The organism is Flammeovirga pacifica, from assembly GCF_000807855.2.
Classification (GTDB): domain Bacteria; phylum Bacteroidota; class Bacteroidia; order Cytophagales; family Flammeovirgaceae; genus Flammeovirga; species Flammeovirga pacifica.
This window is the reverse complement of the sequence record NZ_JRYR02000001.1, coordinates 4305945-4323809: the sequence shown is the minus strand read 5'-3', so window position 1 is coordinate 4323809 and position 17865 is coordinate 4305945. Positions and strand designations below refer to the sequence as shown.

The following is a 17865-nucleotide window of genomic DNA, read 5'->3' as shown; positions in this document are numbered from 1 at the left end:
CTCCTATTTTTGTCTTAATATTTTTACTATCGACACCTGGTAATGATTCAAGACAAACAAAATATTTTAATTACTGCTCCCTCTAGTATAATTGGTCATAATATTATACATAGAGCTCTTCGTGATAATACGTTATTTAATGTATATGCAGCACAAAGAAATTTTATTTCTAAAGAAAATGTGATGTATCGAACATTAGATTTCCATCTACCATTTACATTTAAGGATGCTCTTAAAAATATTGAGGTTGTTTTCTTAACCATACCAGAAAACTTTTCGACATTTAAAAAGAAAAATTATGAGCTTTTTTTGGAGGCTTGTAAGCTTGTGGGTGTTAAAAAAGTAGTGATGTTGTCTGTACATAAAGCCAATACATTATGGTTTATGCCATTACAACAAGTTGAAAAATTACTAACAAGTAGTGGACTAAATTACAGCATTGTAAGAAGTACAATGTTTATGCAAAATATCTTAAAGTTTTATCAAGAAGATATTTTATCTGAAAGAAAAATCAATATCCCAAACTTTAATGCCAAGATCAATTGGATTGACGCACAAGATGTTGCTAAGGTACTTTTAAAGACAATCCACGATCATTCTTTTTTATTAAATAAAAGTGTTGAAGTTACTGGCCTTGAAAATCGTGATTTTGTAGAAGTAACAGCAAAATTAAGTGCATCGACCAATCAAGATTATCAATACAAAATTGGCCTACCTAAATATATCAAAAAACTACCCATATTAGATAGAATGATTTTTACAATTCTTTCTTTATATCATTTAGTAGTAGGCGCCCCTAAACCCACCAACACCTTCGAAAGATTAACAGGAAGGCAACCACGACGCTTAAACGAATTCATCATGCGTAACCTTCCCGTTTTAATGCCTTCAGGAAAAAGTATTTATTAGATACGTTGTAGATAATCGGTTCAAATAAAATTGGAAATTTTAGTCTACTCTTAGAGAGAATTTTCTTAGGTATCTATGAATTATTTTATAATAATTGATCGGCTATCTTTTTCAAATTTCAAATAATCACCTGTTTTATTGATCAGATGAAGCTAATTCTAAATCACAAAAATGAAATTTAGAATAAATCATTTTGCCATCTGCATCTTTAAACTCGTATTCTCGAACTAATTTTTTTCCTTTAGTAAATGGTACTGGTTTAGAAAAAATTGGTCCATCAAAAACAAAAGTATGAAACTCTCCATTCTCGCCACAAGGGTCTACTCCTTCTGGTAAATCATTATAGAAATCCATATCCAAAACTCTTCCGTTAAATTCCTCTCCTAGTTGATCATTTACAGCCACAGTAATGGCTTTAAATCCAGCTTCAACAAAAGCCTTATATAGATCATGGGTATTTCCTCCCCATAAAGGGAAATGACACTTTAAACCCACTTTATCCATTTGATCTTCTCTATATTTTCTTAAATCTTCAAGAAAAATATCTCCTAACACAAGATCTTTAATACCATTATCTACAAACGGTTGAAGATGTTTACCCAATTCTCTATCATAAGTATCGTGTGTGGCATCTTCTTCTAAATACATTTTATGTAATGGCAAACCAATAGATTCAGCTTGTAAATCCAATAGTTCTTCTCTAACACCATGCATACTAATTCGCTGATATTCTTTAGAAAGAGAGGTAAATAAACCTGTTATTTCCCATTCTTTTAAAGCTTTAAATAAGGCAAAAGATGAATCTTTTCCTCCACTCCATTGAAATAGTGCTTTTTTCATTTTCAATTCCTATTTATTATTTCTAATTTTGAATCCAAATCAAAGGTAATTTATGAAAAGCATATTACATATCGCTATAACAAATATCAACTCTTTACGATGTTGTTGATTCTTTAAAAGTCCACACTTTCTGTGTTGGATCAATTACCTATTCCTAAACATTTTATTTTGTTATTATTTTTTACTCTAGATGATAGAGAAAGTATGCCCTTTTATGCGTCTTTCTTTGCATATTTGCGTCATCGGGTAAAATCATTTATAAATTTTGCGAACATGCAACCAGATTTAAGAAAACAACTAAAAGTCTACAATACACTTTCAAGAAAGAAAGAACTTTTTGCACCTCTTAATCCTCCTTTTGTAGGAATGTATGTCTGTGGTCCAACGGTATATGGTGATGCTCACTTAGGTCATTCCCGTCCTGCTATTACATTCGATATTATTTTTAGATATCTTAAACATCAAGATTTTAAGGTTCGCTATGTTCGTAATATTACTGATGTTGGACACCTTGTTGGTGATGCAGATGAGGGAGAAGATAAAATTGCGAAAAAGGCTAAATTAGAACAAATTGAGCCTATGGAAGTGGTACAGTTTTATACTGATAGATACCACAAAGATATGGCTGCTCTTAATGTTTTGCCTCCAAGTATTGAACCTCGTGCTACCGGTCATATTCTAGAGCAAATAGAAATGATCGAAAAAATTATTGAGGCTGGCTATGGTTACGAATCAAATGGGTCTGTTTACTTTGATGTAGTTAAATACAATGAAGACAAACCTTATGGTATATTGTCTGGTAGAAACATTGAAGAAATGCTTGAAGGAACTCGTAACCTAGATGGTATGAGTGACAAAAGAAACCAAGTTGATTTTGCACTTTGGAAGAAGGCAGAGCCTGAACATATTATGCGCTGGAATTCTCCTTGGTCTGATGGATTCCCTGGATGGCACCTTGAATGTTCTGCAATGTCTGCAAAGTATTTAGGCGAACATTTTGATATTCATGGAGGTGGTATGGATTTAAAGTTCCCTCACCATGAAGCTGAAATTGCCCAGTCTGAAGCTTGTAATCATGTGGCACCTGCTAAATATTGGTTACACAATAACCTGATCACTATTAATGGTCAGAAAATGGGTAAATCACTAGGTAACTTCATCACTTTAGAAGAACTTTTTGAAGGAAAACACGAATTATTAGAAGAGGCATATTCACCTATGACTATTCGTTTCTTTGTCCTTCAAGCTCAATATAGATCTACTTTAGATTTTTCTAATGATGCTTTAAAAGCGGCTAGAAAAGGCTATAGAAAAGTAATGAACGGTTTACGTTTAGCCAAAAGCTTAGAATATGTTGCAGACGAGAGTGTAGAAGTGAACGAGAAACAAGCTAAAAATATCGAAAGTATTATCAATTCGATATATAGAGGCATGAATGACGACTTCAACACAGCAGTTGCAATGGCGGGTATTTTCAATCTTTTAAAGAAAATTAATGCAGTTCATGCTGGAAATATTCCTGCTACTCAATTAGGAGAAAAGGCATTTAATGACATGAAAAATGCTTACATCACTTTTATTGAGGATGTGCTTGGTTTAAAAGAAGAAATTCCAAATCAGTTTATTCCTGCTTTAGAATACATCTTAAAAGACTATGCTGCGGCAAAAGATATTAGAGATTATGATAAGGTAGATGCTATTCGCTCACAACTTAAAGAAATGGGTGTAGTGGCAAAAGACACCAAAAATGGTGTAGAATGGGCTTATGATGAATTGTAATTTCTAATTTAGATAATTATACAATGGGTTATTTTGATACATATCAGAATAACCCATTTTTATTGTAGCTCTCTCCTATTTTTTTATCTAGAAACACACCTCTTATAATCGTGTTTATTGTCCATAAAAACACTTCTTATTTGATAAATTATAGTTCAATAGATATATATTTTTTCTGTCTTAACGATCATAAGGAAAAACATAACCATAGTCTTTCTATTTCTCCTCAACAATACACATCTTTGTAAGTTCAGAAAAGATTACAATGGAATTTATAGCAATAGACTTTGAGACAGCACATAGTGCACGTTGGAGTATATGTCAGGTAGGGATAGTAAAGGTCAAAAACGGTGAAATAATTGATCGTTATGAATCGTTGGTACGCCCTCCAGATAATAGATACAATAGTTTCAATACCACAATACATGGTATTGATGCCTCTATGACTGTAAATGCTCCTAGTTTCTACGAAATTTGGGAAGATGTACTGCCTTACATTGAAGGGCAACTTGTGGTTGCTCATAATGCACAATTTGATATTGGAGCACTACAACAAGTACTAGAATTATATGATCTAGATGTTCCTTATTTTGAGTATGATTGTACTTACAAAGCAACAAATGCAGCATTAGATGATCTATGCTATACTTTCGGATGGGAACTAAAACATCATGATGCTTTGGCAGATGCAGAAGCTTGTGCTAAAGTTTATGTGGAATTACATCGAGAACGTGCATTTCCAGAAATCATTAAAAATCCATTCAAAAAGAAAAAAGGAAATACCCCTTTCAGAACACAATTAACTGGTGATATTCTTCAACCTGATTTTGAAAATGCTGATCCTGAAAGTCCATTTTATAGACAAAAAGTAGTGATTACAGGTTTGTTTAATAGTTGGGAACGGTACGAATTAGCTAGTATTTTAAAAAAATTAGGGGCAAAAATTAATACTAATATTTCTGGACAAACCAATATGGTGATGGTCGGAAGTGATCCTGGGCCAAGTAAATTGAAAAAAATTGATCAGTTTAATGCCAATGGTAAATACATTCAGAAATTATCAGAAATAGAATTAAAAGAAATCTTTGAAATACTAAAGTAAACAGTTATCAACATCAAAGCTTTTAGCTTGAATGTATTGTTAGTAAGTCGCGATATTTCACACAAAAAAATTATCAACTACTCAAAAATCAAGAGTGCACGATGCTATTTGTGTATAATTTTAGTAAATTAAATGAAATCCCACTCACTTATTCACAATATGTTGGTATGTTTCAAAGAATTAAACTGAATAACCTATTCAAATCAAAAACAACTGTGAACAAAAAATATAAATTAGGTTTAGTACTTTCTGGTGGAGGTGCTAAGTGTTTAGCTCATATTGGTGTTTTATACTACTTAAGAGAATTAGGCATTAAACCCGATGCAATTGCAGCAACAAGTGGTGGTTCTATGGTTGGAGGACTTTATGCATCAGGAACATCTCTAGAAAACATTCAAGATTTCTTTCACGATACCGATTTATTTCAATGGAATAATTCTTCCTTTTGGAAACACATTATAAAATTCAAAGGAATAGTAGATACGGTGAATTTCTCTCCTAAGCTGAAAGAAAAATTAGTGCATGATGATTTTTCGAAAACAGATATCGATTTATTTGTTGTGGCTACGGACATGGAAAATGCTCAAGAAAAAGTATTTAATTCTGGATCTATATCTCAAGCAGTATTAGCTTCTAGTGCCTATCCTTTTATTTTTACACCCGTTGAAATTAATGGTATCACCTACAGTGATGGTGGTATTTTAAATCATTTTCCTTTGGATGTGATCAGAGAACAATGCGAACATGTTATTGGTATTTATGTATCGCCCATAAGGAAATATGAAAAATCAGATTTACAAAATGCACAGCAAATTGCCTATCGTGCTATGTCATTAAAAGGAGATAAAGCTGAACTACAGAAATTAAATGACTGTGATATTGCAATATTCCCTCAAGAATTAACTAAATTTAGTACTTTTGATACTCACCCTGATAAATTATTCGAAATTGTCGATATAGGCTATCGGGAAGCTTCAAAATATCATGATCAACTCATAGAATTAAGAGAAAAACTATCTATTTAATCATGTTTGAATCAATAAAAAAATTGCTGCACTTTCAGAGTCATGTATTAGCTGTCCCTATTCTACAGGAGGCATCTAAGGTACTTACTCATGACAAGGAAGTACTTCACGACAATTTTTTTAGATTCAAAACCCAATGGAATAACCTTGGTGATAAAATCAAACAGCTTGAAATTCATATCAAAAAGTTGAATTTTGAGAAAGATATTCACAAAAATGTGGACGAATTAAAGACTTATCAACAAGAAAAATATCTATTTTCTCTCCAAAAAGAATTGAAGGCTTACCTTGAAATGAAGCAGGAGTTAAAAGAAGAAATGTTACATTCCAAGTTAAAAGTTTCTCAAATAGAGTATCAGATAGAAAAAGTAAATACTAAGGCATTAATGCTTTCTGCTACCACAACTACAGATCATTTTGATGCGGAAGATTTCTTATGTAGTATTCATTTAGAAGCTATTGATCAATTAAATCATGAAGAGGAGATTTTATCTCAGAAGATTGATCACCTTCTTATGGAAACTGAGAATGAAACTCAAACAAGAGAAGATGTAAAGAGCTTTTTCAAAAAAAATAATTCTTCTGATAAAACAGAAAATGAAATCATTTCAACCTCAAATAACTTGAAGGTAGATGAGTTTTTTTCTGAAGAATCATTAGAAAAAAAACAAAATAATTTTTTTAATCATAACCAAAAAACAAAAATTGATCGGTTTTTTAAAGATTCTTGATAAGAACATAAACAATAAGTTAGAAAAGAAAAACGTTCTTAAATCGATCATCAAAATTACTTTTCAGTCATGGGAATCAATCTAACAAAAGGCGGTAAAATAAACCTGACAAAAAACGCTCATTCATTAGATAAAATTATGTTAGGCTTAGGATGGGACCTTATCCCAGGAAACTCTTTAGACCTAGATGCTTCTGTTTTCATGGTGGGTGATAATCAAAAAATCCCTGCCGATGAGTTTTTTGTTTTCTTCAATAATTTAAAATCGCCTGACAATAGTATCGAACATACTGGTGACAATAGAAATGGTAAAGGAGATGGTGATGATGAGATGATTCTTGCTCATTTATCTAAAATATCTGACTTTATTACTGAACTAGTTTTTGTTGCTACCATCCATAATGCTGAAGTATTAAGGCATCATTTTGGAATGTTGAAAGATGCATACATTAGAATTGTTGATATCGATACTCAAACAGAAATATGTCGATTCGACCTTGATAAGAAAAACTTTGATAAAGTGACTGATATGGAATTTGGTCGCTTAAAAAGAATTGGCACAGATTGGACGTTCGAAGCTTCAGGAATTGGATCAACAAAAGGACTTCAAGGGTATGTAGATAAATTTACTGGGTAGATAAAACACATCAAAAATATATAGATGAATTTAAGTAAAGGTACAGGCATCTCTCTTAAAAAAGGTAGTAAGATTTCTCTTCTAAAAGACGATGGAGGAAGTTTAGACTATATACGTGTTGGCGTAAATTGGGGAGCAATTCAATCTAAAGCACTTTTTGGACTTTTTGATAGAAATATTAATGTTGATTTAGATGCTTCTATGAGCGCTTTTGATAAAGAAATGAATGAAATATATACTGTATATTATAATTCGTTAGAATCTCCAGATGGGGCTGTAACTCATACTGGCGATGATTTATCGGGAGATACAGGAGAAGATGATGGTTTAGACAATGAAATCATTCAGATTCATCTTAATGAAGTAGATAGTGATATCGATCAGATTTTCCTTTATTTAAACTCGTATAAAAAACAAGACTTTTCTTTAATCCCATTTTCAGAGGTGAGAATATATACCAATAATGATGTATTAGCAACATTCAATATGTCGTCTAATAACGAATTTGCTGGTTTTGTATCTATGGTTATGGGGAGATTATATAAAATTGAAGGCAACTGGAAGTTTGAAGCTTTAGGGGAGCCAATACATGCTAAAGATATTGAAGGAACGATCACCTACTTGCAGATCAAGTACAGTTAATCTTAAACATCGTATTAAAATCAAAAAAATAAGGAGTGGCTATAGTAGCTACTCCTTATTTTTTTATTTATGATAAACCTTCAATTTCACCATCCACAAATTTTATTTTATTGGCTTGTGGTACTTTTGGTAAACCGGGCATTCTCATTATACTACCTGCTCTAGCTACAATAAACCCTGCTCCTGAATTGATGATCAGTTCCTCAAAATGAATATTATACCCTCCTTCTGGAGCATTTAATATTTTAGCATTATCTGTAAACGAACTTTGAGTTTTAGCAATACAAACAGGTAAATGATCCAAACCATAGCGTTTGATTCTATTTAACTGTAATCGAGCTTTATTATCTAATTTAATTCCATCAGCACGATAAACCTCTTTTGCAATTTTCTCTAATTTAGTTTCTATAGAATCTGTTAATTCATAAGTAAATTCTAAAGGTCCAGATGGATTAGTATCAATTAAATCAACTACTTTCTGAGCCAATTCTGTTGCTCCTTCTCCTCCTTCTACAAAACTATTATTGATCGCAAACTCTACCCCTTGTTCCTTACACCAATTCGATACAAAATGCATTTCTTCATCTGTATCAAAGGCATATTTATTAAAGGTAACTAATACTGTTTGACCAAAGTTTTTCATATTTTCAATATGACGCTTCAGGTTGGGTAGTCCAGCTTTCAAGCCTTCTATACTTGGTTCCTTTATATCTTCAAGAGCTACTCCGCCATGTAACTTTAAAGCTTGTGATGTAGCAACAATAACCGTTAAGTCAGGATTTAAACCTGCATCTCTACATTTAATATTAAAGAATTTTTCAGCACCTAAATCAGCCCCAAAACCAGCTTCTGTAATGGTATAATCAGCATAATTCATACTCATCTTAGTGGCTAATACAGAATTACAACCATGAGCAATATTAGCAAATGGACCACCATGTATAAAAGCAGGTGAATTTTCTGTAGTTTGTACTAAGTTAGGGTGAATAGCATCCTTCATTAAGACCGCAATTGATCCCTCAATGCCTAAATCTTTTACATAAACAGGCTCATTATCATAGTCATAACCTAAATAAATATTACCTACTCTTTCTTGTAAGTCTTCTCTATTTTTAGCTAAACATAAAATAGCCATTAATTCTGATGCTGGTGTAATATCAAAACCTGCTTCTGATACTTTTCCATTTACAAAACCACCTAATCCAGTAACGACAGAACGAAGTGATCTATCGTTTACATCAAGTACTCTTCTCCAAAGTACATTTTTAAGCTGCTTACCTTCTCCTCGGTTAAAATGTTGGTGATTATCTACCAATGCTGAAATCATGTTATTTGCAGAAGTTATCGCATGAAAATCTCCTGTAAAATGTAAATTGATGTCTTCCATTGGTAAAACTTGAGCATAACCACCACCGGCAGCTCCTCCTTTCATTCCAAAACAAACTCCTAAAGAAGGTTCTCTTAATGCGGGAATGGCATTTTTTCCTAATTTCTGAAGTCCTAATGCTAATCCTACAGAGGTAGTTGTTTTTCCTATTCCTGCTCTAGTTGGAGTAATAGCAGTAACTAAAATAAGCTTACTCTTTTTCGTTTTATCCTCCTCAATTACTTGATAAGGTATTTTAGCCATATAATGACCAAAAGGTATTAAATCGTCTTCCGAAATTCCAACAGATGAAGCAATCTCTCTGATTTTCTTCAATTCAGTCTCACGAGCAATTTGGATATCTGTTTTCATGTGTATAGTATAGTATGTTTACATATCCAATCATAAGAATTTATAATACAGAAATTATAGGTTCAAATAATTGACATTTTATAGTGATTCTAGCTATATTATTAGCTACTCAAACTTACTCAAAGACATGAATGATTACCAAACTATTATATATAATAAAATAGAACAAATTGGTATAATCCAATTAAACAGACCAGAGAAAAGAAATGCCCTTAATGATCAAATGGTCAAAGAATTAACCTCGGTTCTTTTAAATATAAAAGAGGACTCAGAAGTTAAATCTGTTATCCTAAAAGGAAACGGTAAAGTATTTTGTGCAGGAGCTGATTTGCAATATATTCAAAAACTTCAAAATAATACTTTTGAAGAAAATAAGGCCGATTCTGAACAACTCAAAAATCTGTTTTATTTAATCTACACATTCCCTAAGATAATTATCTCTCAAATACATGGTGCTGCTATTGCTGGTGGTTGTGGTTTGGCAACGTTATGCGATTTTGCTTTTGCCTCTGAAAACACAAAATTTAGCTATTCCGAAGTTAAAATTGGTTTTATCCCTGCCATAGTCAGTATTTTTCTAACCAGAAAAATAGGAGAAGGAAAAGCTTTACAACTCATGTTGTCTGCTCAAATTATTGAGGGACAAAAAGCACTAAACTACGGTTTAATTAATGGAATATGTAAAGAAGAGGTATTAGAAGATGAAGTAATGGCATTTACAAGAAAAATTATTTCAGAAACCTCTATGGAAGCCAAAACAAATACAAAACAGTTGGTGCATTCGACTTGGCATTTACCAATAGAAGAGGCTTTAGATCAAGCTGTAACAGCAAATGCAAATGCGAGAAATACAGAGGATTGTAAAAAAGGCATAGCAGCATTTTTAAACAAAGAAAAAATTCAATGGTAAAAAAAATGCTGTATCCTTTTGTATAAAGGGTACAGCATTTTTTTTAAAGGAGTAATATAATTACTCAGCTTTTGGTTGAGCTTCTTCTGCAACTACTTCTTCTGCAGTTTTTTCAGTTCCTTCTTCTTCTGCTACTTCAGCAGTTAAAGCAGTAGAATCAGAAGCTACAGCTACTTCTTCTTGAATTACTTGTTCTACTACCTCTTGCTCAGCTACTTCTTCAGATTGTTCTTGCTTTGCCTCTTGAGCACATGAGATTGCAGTGAAAGAAAAAATTGTTGCTAGGATAATGTGACGAATTTTCATGATGTATAGTTATATAGTTAGATTGAAAAAATGACCTGTTCTTATTACTTTTATGAAAAGTATAAACAGATATTGTTATTTATTATTTATGGATAATACAATTACTTATCCACTATTTACACTTATTTTAAAGTGCAATGTGTTATCAAAATAATCATATTTAAATCTTATATTATTTAATATTATTTAACTAAGGTAATGGACTCACTCACCCAAATTGTTCTTGGAGCTGCTGTTGGAGAAGCCGTTTTAGGTAAGAAAATTGGAAATAAAGCCCCTTTGTATGGAGCTATTGCTGGTACAATTCCAGACTTAGATGTATTGGCTAATTCATTTCTTGATGCAGTACAACAACTTCAATTTCACAGAAGTATAACTCATTCTTTGATTATACAAGCCTTAGTTTCTCCTATTTTTGGCTATCTTTTTTATAAACTAAATGGCAAAAATAAAGACACCTTTAAAGAATGGACTTTATTGGTATTTCTAGGATTTACTACTCACTCTTTATTAGATACCTGTACTACATGGGGAACACAATTATTTTGGCCGTTTAGTCATTATGGTTTTGCCACCTATTCAGTTTTTGTAGTTGACCCTCATTATACCTTACCTTTCATGATATTCTTGATTTGGGCAATGATACTTCCTAAATCAAGTCATAAAAGAGTTATAGTTAATTATATAGGGATCATTATCAGTACCTCCTATTTATTATGTGGATTTATCCTACAACAACACGCTAAAAGCAAATTTGTTGATTCACTTAAAGAACAGAATATTCCTTTTGATGAACAACGAATGATCGTAAAAACAACTCCTTTAAATATATTTCTTTGGTCTGCTAGTATCGATACTAACGACCAATACTATACAGGCTTTTATTCTATTTTTGATAAAGATTCCAAAATCAACTTCCAATCTTTACCAAAACATCATCAAATATTAAATGAAATAGAGCAAACAGAAAAATTAAAAGATCTTTTATGGATTACGAAAGGCTACTATACAGTAGAAAAAGTGGATGATGTTACTTATAACATTAACGATTTACGTTTTGGAAGTTTTGATGGTTGGAAAGGTAAAGGAGAAGGAAAAATTGTTTTTGTCTATGAAATAAAACTAGAAAAAGATCCGAACAATCCTTCTAAGTTGATTCAAAAATTCACACAAAAAAGCTATAAGAAAGTACAAGGGTTGGATTATTTCATACAGTATTTCAAAAGAGTATACGGACATAAACATCAAGGTTTTTAATATCAAATAGTCAGATAAATAGACATAAACCTTAAGTTCCCCTCACTATTCAGCCAAACTGTCAGCAAAAACCTTTTTGCACAATAGTTGTTTCAACAACGGAACGTGTCAATCAAAAAGAAAATAAGATGAACAACAGATTGCTGATTTTTATGGGAATTTTCATTTCCCTAGTAATTGCTATCGATCTTTATGCATTTAAAGGTATTCGATTAATTACTGAAAATATTAGACCATTATACAGACAAATATCCATAGGTAGTTTTTGGGTTTTCAACATTAGTGTATATGCCGCTTTGGCTTGGCTAATCCTTAACTTTGATAAATTTAGATTACCCGAATATACCAATATAATTTTCTCTATAAATGCCTTAATTTTAATGTCTTTTGTCACCAAATTGGTATTCAATATCTTTCATGGTGCGGATGATATCCTATTTTTAATTTCAAAAACATTCGGGACAAAAGTTTCTTTTCCTGGTGAAGGAATGAGTAGAGGTAAGTTTCTTACACTTATGGGCGCTGGTTTGGCTACAATTCCTTTAAGTGCCTTTGCTTATGGCTATAGTAAAGGGCGTTTCAACTTTAGAGTAATTAGAAAAGAGTTATCATTTGATAACCTCCCGTCAGCATTCGATGGTTTAAAAGTGATTCAAATTTCAGATATCCATATTGGCAGTTTTCCTAAAGGACATGGATCTGTGGAAAAAGCAGTAGACCTTATCAATAGTAAAAAACCTGATGTTATTTTCTTTACGGGTGACCTAGTCAATAACTATGCTTCTGAAACAGATGGTTGGATTGAAGTCTTTAAAAAGTTGAAAGCTAAACATGGTATGTATTCTATTTTAGGAAACCACGACTATGGTGATTATGCACAATGGAACAGCCAAACTGAAAAAGTTGCCAACTTAGATAATGTAAAAAATGCTAATAAAGACATTGGGTTTGACCTATTATTAAATGAAAATAGAGTTCTTGAAAAAGACGGTCAAAAACTTGGTATTGTAGGCGTTGAAAACTGGGGGCTTCCTCCTTTCCCACAATATGGAAATATTAACGCTGCTAAAGCTAATTTAAGTGATGATGTACCTTTCAAGATTCTTCTTTCACATGACCCATCACACTGGGATGCTGAAGTGAGACAGCATAAAGACATCGATCTTACTCTGGCAGGTCATACACATGGTATGCAATTCGGTATAGAAATTCCTGGTATAAGATGGAGTCCTGTACAATACCGATACCCAAGATGGGCAGGTTTGTACGAAGAAGGCAAACAAAAATTATATGTCAATAGAGGCTTTGGTTACCATGCCTACGCTGGTCGTATTGGTATGGACCCTGAGATCACAGAGATTATATTGAGATCTAAGCAGAAGAATGTTTAGATATCGAAATAGGCACAATAGTTATTCTAATAATTGTTGTGCCTATTTATTTTCATAGACTCCTCTTCTATCAATTCTTTACCATTGAAAAAAGGATATCATAATTTTATCTTCTTTAAATTTGTTACTGATCAAATCACTTTAAAATGCCACGTCATCGACTTACTTATTTCTTCTATATTCTATGTGTAATAGGCTTGGGTTTATTATCAAGAACATGTTACATTCCTGAACTTATTTATCCCTATCTAGGAGATTTTTTATATGCAGTCATGTTCTATTGTATTGTTGCTTTTCTATTCAAGAATAAATCATCAAAATACATATTCCTCATAAGTGTTTCTATTTGCTATTTGATAGAATGTCAACAATTACTCTCTTTTGATTGGCTGATTGCTTTTAGGAATACCACTGTAGGTAGTTTAATTCTAGGACATGGATTTTTATGGAGTGATATAGTAAGTTATACATTAGGTGGAATTACCGCTTTTGGGTTAGAAAAAACTGGTTTACTGAAAAAGAAAATCGCTTTTTAAATGGCCATATGATAAATAGAATTACTTGATAATCAGAAAATAAATCCAAATACTGACTTTAGACACTTTATAAGAAAGACCTAAAAGGTAATTTTACCAAAATTCATTATTCAATAATCTTCATGGAAAAGATCACAGGTAAAACAAAATATCTCTTAGGTATACAACATGTTTTAGCCATGTTTGGAGCAACAGTTCTTGTTCCTTTTCTAACGGGCCTACATCCCCTCATTGCACTATTTGCTGCAGGTGCGGGAACACTTATTTTTCATTCTGTTACTAAAAAAATAGTTCCTGTATTCTTGGGTTCTTCTTTTGCTTTTATTGGAGCCATCTCTTTTGTATTAAAACATGAAGGTCTAGCTGAAGTTAAAGGAGGTATAATTGGTGCTGGTTTAATCTATGTGATTATGGCTGCTGTAATTAAAAAATTTGGTGTTAAAAGTGTTCAGTCCTTTTTCCCTCCAATTGTAATTGGTCCTACAATTATGGTCATAGGACTTCGATTAAGTCCTGTTGCGTTACAAATGGCTGGTTATTCTGATGGTACTTTTGATACCAATAGCTTAATTATAGCTTTAATAGTTATCTCCACAATGGTGGTTTCTTCTATCGTTCAGCATTCATTTTTTAAGATGATGCCCATATTAATTGCTGTGACTGTTGGCTATATATCTGCTTATTTTATGGGAATGGTCAATTTTGACCCTGTAATTAATGCCCATTGGTTTGGCTTTTCAGGAGAAGTAATTGATCAAGTACTAACGATACCAAAATTTACAGCTTCCGGTTTCTTTGCTATTGCACCTGTTGCCTTAGTTGTATTTATAGAACATATCGGAGACATTACAACTAATGGAGCCGTTGTTGGAAAAAATTTTTTAAAGAATCCAGGGATACACAGAACAATGTTAGGAGATGGTTTAGCAACAATGTTTGCAGGACTTTTTGGTGGACCTGCCAACACTACATATGGAGAAAATACAGGTGTATTAGCCGTTACTAAAGTATATGATCCCTCAGTTATAAGAATTGCAGCAGGGTTTGCCATAATTTTAAGTTTGGTAGGTAAAGTAGGTGCAATTCTACAAACTATCCCTGTTCCTGTAATGGGAGGTATTTCTATTATTCTTTTCGGAATGATTGCTGCTGTAGGAGTTAGAACCTTGATCTCTGCAAAACTAGATTTTGCTCACTCTCGAAACTTAATTATTACAGCTCTTATTTTTGTTTTAGGAATTGGTATTAAAGAAGTTGCGGTATGGAATGATATCAATATTTCAGGTTTAAGTATTGCTGCGTTTGTTGGTATTTTATTGAATAAAGTACTTCCAAAAGATATTTAAATAGTACTTGAGAAAAATAACATTAAACACCATCGAATTATATATTCCCAAGAAAACATCCTAATGAATTCATTATCAATAGGATGTTTTCTTTTTTTTTAGAATTTTATTATTAAAACTGATGTTTTTTTTCGATATTGTTAATGAATATTAATACTATTTTCTCATGCGATTACTATCTACACTCATTGTATTATTAGCTACATTTTCGTTTACTCACGCTCAAAATTTTCAAATTATTGAAATTGATGTCAATGATTTTAATAGCTATGAAGCTTTCTCAAAAAGTGCGTCACCACATATTATTGGAAGAGGACCTTTAAGTGATTCTCTGTCTAATAGTAATATGGTCTTTGATTATTATAAGGCAGGTAATGAATACTACCCTATAGAAAGTTGGGCTGATTACTTCTATTGGATGTCAAAAGAGTATGCTTACCTATTTAACAAACCAGAAATTTTTGAACATTTTTATGAGATGAAAGACAATGTACAAATGATCAAATACTTGTCTCTTAATTTTTCTATTTGGCATTTCCCTTCGACCATCAAGATTAAGCCTCATAAAGAATTGCCGCGATCACATAACCGTTTTTCTAATGTTTATCATATAGTAGCTAATAAAAAAGATAAAGATTATATGATTAATCAGATTGAATATAAAGAGAAACTGTTGGCTCAGAAAAAGTAAAAAAAGCTTCATCATTTTTAAAATGATGAAGCTTTTTTATTCTTTACAATCTAGATGATCCTTTATTATTGTGACATGAAATCTGTCAACACTAATAAACAAAAAGAAAATAAACCTAGAAAGCGTACCCCTGAGGCAAACAAAAAGGATTTAATATAAAGTACAGGAAAGTCATTCATTTTTAACTTTTTATACCCATCAATCACCTTATATAAGATGAAAATTAATAAGGAAAGCATGTAAATAAAATAAATAACAACAGGGTCTAAAATGTCCATTTTTAAGGATACAAAAAAGCTAGCTATAAGTATTCCTGTGGTAATCATCGTCAGCTTACTATTTGAAAAAATATCAAATAATTCTGCTCTTTTCTCTGCATCTAACTTCTTGTTGGCTTTTTCTGATACTCCTTTAGCAACAAAAAAAGAAAACATCAGGGTGATAAATGATAATAAAAAGTTATTCATTGAGTTCCTTCTTCTTTATTTAAATTTCTTTTACATCAATTTTCTGATTATTCAATCGAACTCTAATCCACTTTTCGAATTCGTCGATATAAACAGTTCTTTTCTTAGGTAATCTTTTGGGCAATTTCACAAAGCAAATAGGTTTTTCCTTTACTATTAAGGCATCTCCTTTCCACTCTTGAACCATCACTTTTGATATACCATAAGAGTGAACCTCAGGATAAAGAGTTTTTAATTCTTTGGATATTTGATGAATAGGAATTGAATCTGCATTGATTTTATTCATATTAAAAATCTCTTTTTCTAATATTTTAATCTTAGCATCTTTATCCTCAATCACCTTTTCATTTTTGGTGTAGATATCTTTAAGTAACTTAATATGTATATCTTTTGTATAAGATTCCATCATTTTGGTTGCATCTCCTTCATCAAAATCAGATCCAGCATTTTGCTGATGAATTCTTACTTTTGTTTTCCTAGTCATAGGGAAGTAATCATCTAATTTTGCAGTAAGACCATAACTTTTCACCTTGTCATTTAAGTAGAATTCCATGTCTTTTGATATCAAAGCCCCCATATAGTAAAGATCTATCGTAGACAATGTATCCGTATATACAATCTTTTGGGTGATCAACTCACTCCCTTTAAATTGAGTGTTCTCTTTTATAAATTTTTCTGAGGCAATTTTAAAACGAGTTTCTTGTATCATTTGATAAAAGATAACCCCTGATGGCATAATTACTACAGCAATGAATATTGAAAAGAAAAACTGATACTTTCTATACTTTCTTCTATCAATAAAGCTTTTCACAGGAAACCTTAAAAACTTTACAACAATGTACGTTGATAAAGTAATGAAGACAGAGTTGATAAAAAATAAATAAAATGCACCAAAGAAATAATGATACATACCATTAGCTAAACCAAAACCTGCAGTACATAAAGGTGGCATTAATGCAGTGGCAATAGCAACACCTGGTATCACATTACTTTTCTCTCGTCTTGAACCTGCAATAATTCCAGAGAAACCACCAAGAATAGCAACAAAAACATCTAAAATGGTAGGTTTCGTTCTGGCTAATAACTCAGATTGCTCCATATTTAATGGAGTCAGATAAAAATATATTGTAGATGTTATTAAACTGATAACGACAGCCACCATAAGGTTTTTAATAGCTCTTCGCATCATCTCCAAATCATTGATACCAATAGCAGTACCAATTGCTAAAATAGGTCCCATTAATGGAGAAATTAACATGGCCCCAATAATTACTGCTGTTGAGTTGGCATTTAAACCAATAGAGGCAATAAGAATTGAAAAAATAAGAATCCAAGCACCAGGACCTTTAAAAGTCATGTCTTTTTTGATTCCTTCAATTGTAGCAGCTGGATCAGATCCTTCTCTAATACTTAGAGTATCAACCGCTAATTTTCTAAAGGCATTTACAAAGCCTGTAACACTATTTTCACTCATTTTTTTCGTTAGAATGCTTGTTATTCAGTACAATAACAAAATTTGATCAAGAGTTTTTTATCTGTAAATTATAACGCATGAATCT

18 protein-coding genes are annotated in these 17865 nt (G+C 32.0%); 13 read left to right on the top strand and 5 right to left on the bottom strand.

Translation table 11 applies throughout. The features are described from left to right. Positions 1 to 42: 42 nt before the first annotated feature. A complete protein-coding gene (locus tag NH26_RS17150) occupies positions 43 to 909 on the top strand; it encodes an NmrA family NAD(P)-binding protein (protein WP_044219921.1) in 867 nt (288 codons plus the stop codon). A 135-nt stretch (positions 910 to 1044) separates the two neighbouring features. On the opposite strand, the gene NH26_RS17145 is transcribed toward NH26_RS17150, so the two are convergent. Beyond that, complete coding sequence (locus NH26_RS17145) at positions 1045 to 1749, bottom strand: Dph6-related ATP pyrophosphatase (protein WP_044219918.1); 705 nt, start codon at positions 1747 to 1749, stop codon at positions 1045 to 1047. Between the two features lie 273 nt (positions 1750 to 2022). Between NH26_RS17145 and cysS the strand changes: the two genes are divergently transcribed. The 6 genes from cysS (at position 2023) to NH26_RS17115 (ending at position 7664) form a co-directional block, all read left to right on the top strand. Next, positions 2023 to 3528: a cysteine--tRNA ligase gene (cysS, locus tag NH26_RS17140; RefSeq protein ID WP_044219916.1), complete on the top strand. Its 1506-nt coding sequence runs from the start codon at positions 2023 to 2025 to the stop codon at positions 3526 to 3528. A gap of 265 nt (positions 3529 to 3793) precedes the next feature. Continuing rightward, complete coding sequence (locus NH26_RS17135) at positions 3794 to 4630, top strand: exonuclease domain-containing protein (protein WP_052431845.1); 837 nt, start codon at positions 3794 to 3796, stop codon at positions 4628 to 4630. Positions 4631 to 4797: 167 nt separating this feature from the next. Continuing rightward, positions 4798 to 5655, top strand: a complete 858-nt coding sequence (locus tag NH26_RS17130) for a patatin-like phospholipase family protein (RefSeq protein WP_044220303.1) — start codon at positions 4798 to 4800, stop codon at positions 5653 to 5655. A 2-nt stretch (positions 5656 to 5657) separates the two neighbouring features. Beyond that, positions 5658 to 6386: a hypothetical protein gene (locus NH26_RS17125; RefSeq protein WP_044219913.1), complete on the top strand. Its 729-nt coding sequence runs from the start codon at positions 5658 to 5660 to the stop codon at positions 6384 to 6386. A 69-nt stretch (positions 6387 to 6455) separates the two neighbouring features. Beyond that, a complete protein-coding gene (locus NH26_RS17120) occupies positions 6456 to 7022 on the top strand; it encodes a TerD family protein (protein ID WP_044219911.1) in 567 nt (188 codons plus the stop codon). A gap of 24 nt (positions 7023 to 7046) precedes the next feature. Further along, entirely contained in the window at positions 7047 to 7664 is a 618-nt protein-coding gene (locus NH26_RS17115; RefSeq protein WP_044219909.1) for a TerD family protein, read from the top strand. A 67-nt stretch (positions 7665 to 7731) separates the two neighbouring features. Here NH26_RS17115 and NH26_RS17110 read toward each other — a convergent pair whose 3' ends face one another. Further along, positions 7732 to 9402, bottom strand: a complete 1671-nt coding sequence (locus NH26_RS17110; RefSeq protein ID WP_044219906.1) for a formate--tetrahydrofolate ligase — start codon at positions 9400 to 9402, stop codon at positions 7732 to 7734. 127 nt (positions 9403 to 9529) lie between these two features. Between NH26_RS17110 and NH26_RS17105 the strand changes: the two genes are divergently transcribed. Then, positions 9530 to 10312: an enoyl-CoA hydratase/isomerase family protein gene (locus NH26_RS17105; RefSeq protein WP_044219904.1), complete on the top strand. Its 783-nt coding sequence runs from the start codon at positions 9530 to 9532 to the stop codon at positions 10310 to 10312. 60 nt (positions 10313 to 10372) lie between these two features. Here NH26_RS17105 and NH26_RS17100 read toward each other — a convergent pair whose 3' ends face one another. Next, entirely contained in the window at positions 10373 to 10618 is a 246-nt protein-coding gene (locus NH26_RS17100) for a hypothetical protein (RefSeq protein ID WP_044219901.1), read from the bottom strand. Positions 10619 to 10816: 198 nt separating this feature from the next. On the opposite strand from NH26_RS17100, the gene NH26_RS17095 reads away from it, so the two are divergent. The 5 genes from NH26_RS17095 (at position 10817) to NH26_RS17075 (ending at position 15839) form a co-directional block, all read left to right on the top strand. Then, positions 10817 to 11875, top strand: coding sequence for a metal-dependent hydrolase (locus NH26_RS17095; protein WP_044219900.1), 1059 nt, complete (start codon positions 10817 to 10819; stop codon positions 11873 to 11875). A 128-nt stretch (positions 11876 to 12003) separates the two neighbouring features. Next, positions 12004 to 13266: a metallophosphoesterase gene (locus tag NH26_RS17090; RefSeq protein ID WP_044219896.1), complete on the top strand. Its 1263-nt coding sequence runs from the start codon at positions 12004 to 12006 to the stop codon at positions 13264 to 13266. A gap of 146 nt (positions 13267 to 13412) precedes the next feature. Further along, on the top strand, positions 13413 to 13802 hold the full coding sequence (locus NH26_RS17085; RefSeq protein ID WP_044219893.1) for a ribosomal maturation YjgA family protein: 390 nt from the start codon (positions 13413 to 13415) through the stop codon (positions 13800 to 13802). Positions 13803 to 13924: 122 nt separating this feature from the next. Then, positions 13925 to 15148 carry a uracil-xanthine permease family protein gene (locus NH26_RS17080; RefSeq protein WP_044219891.1) on the top strand — a complete coding sequence of 408 codons (1224 nt, stop codon included), beginning with the start codon at positions 13925 to 13927 and terminating at the stop codon, positions 15146 to 15148. Positions 15149 to 15314: 166 nt separating this feature from the next. Beyond that, a complete protein-coding gene (locus NH26_RS17075) occupies positions 15315 to 15839 on the top strand; it encodes a hypothetical protein (protein WP_044219888.1) in 525 nt (174 codons plus the stop codon). Positions 15840 to 15904: 65 nt separating this feature from the next. Here NH26_RS17075 and NH26_RS17070 read toward each other — a convergent pair whose 3' ends face one another. Beyond that, positions 15905 to 16306, bottom strand: a complete 402-nt coding sequence (locus tag NH26_RS17070; RefSeq protein ID WP_139263143.1) for a hypothetical protein — start codon at positions 16304 to 16306, stop codon at positions 15905 to 15907. 19 nt (positions 16307 to 16325) lie between these two features. Then, the gene (locus NH26_RS17065) at positions 16326 to 17780 is read right to left on the bottom strand and encodes a TIGR00341 family protein (RefSeq protein ID WP_044219882.1); all 1455 of its coding nucleotides are present in this window, start codon (positions 17778 to 17780) and stop codon (positions 16326 to 16328) included. Positions 17781 to 17865 lie beyond the last annotated feature (85 nt).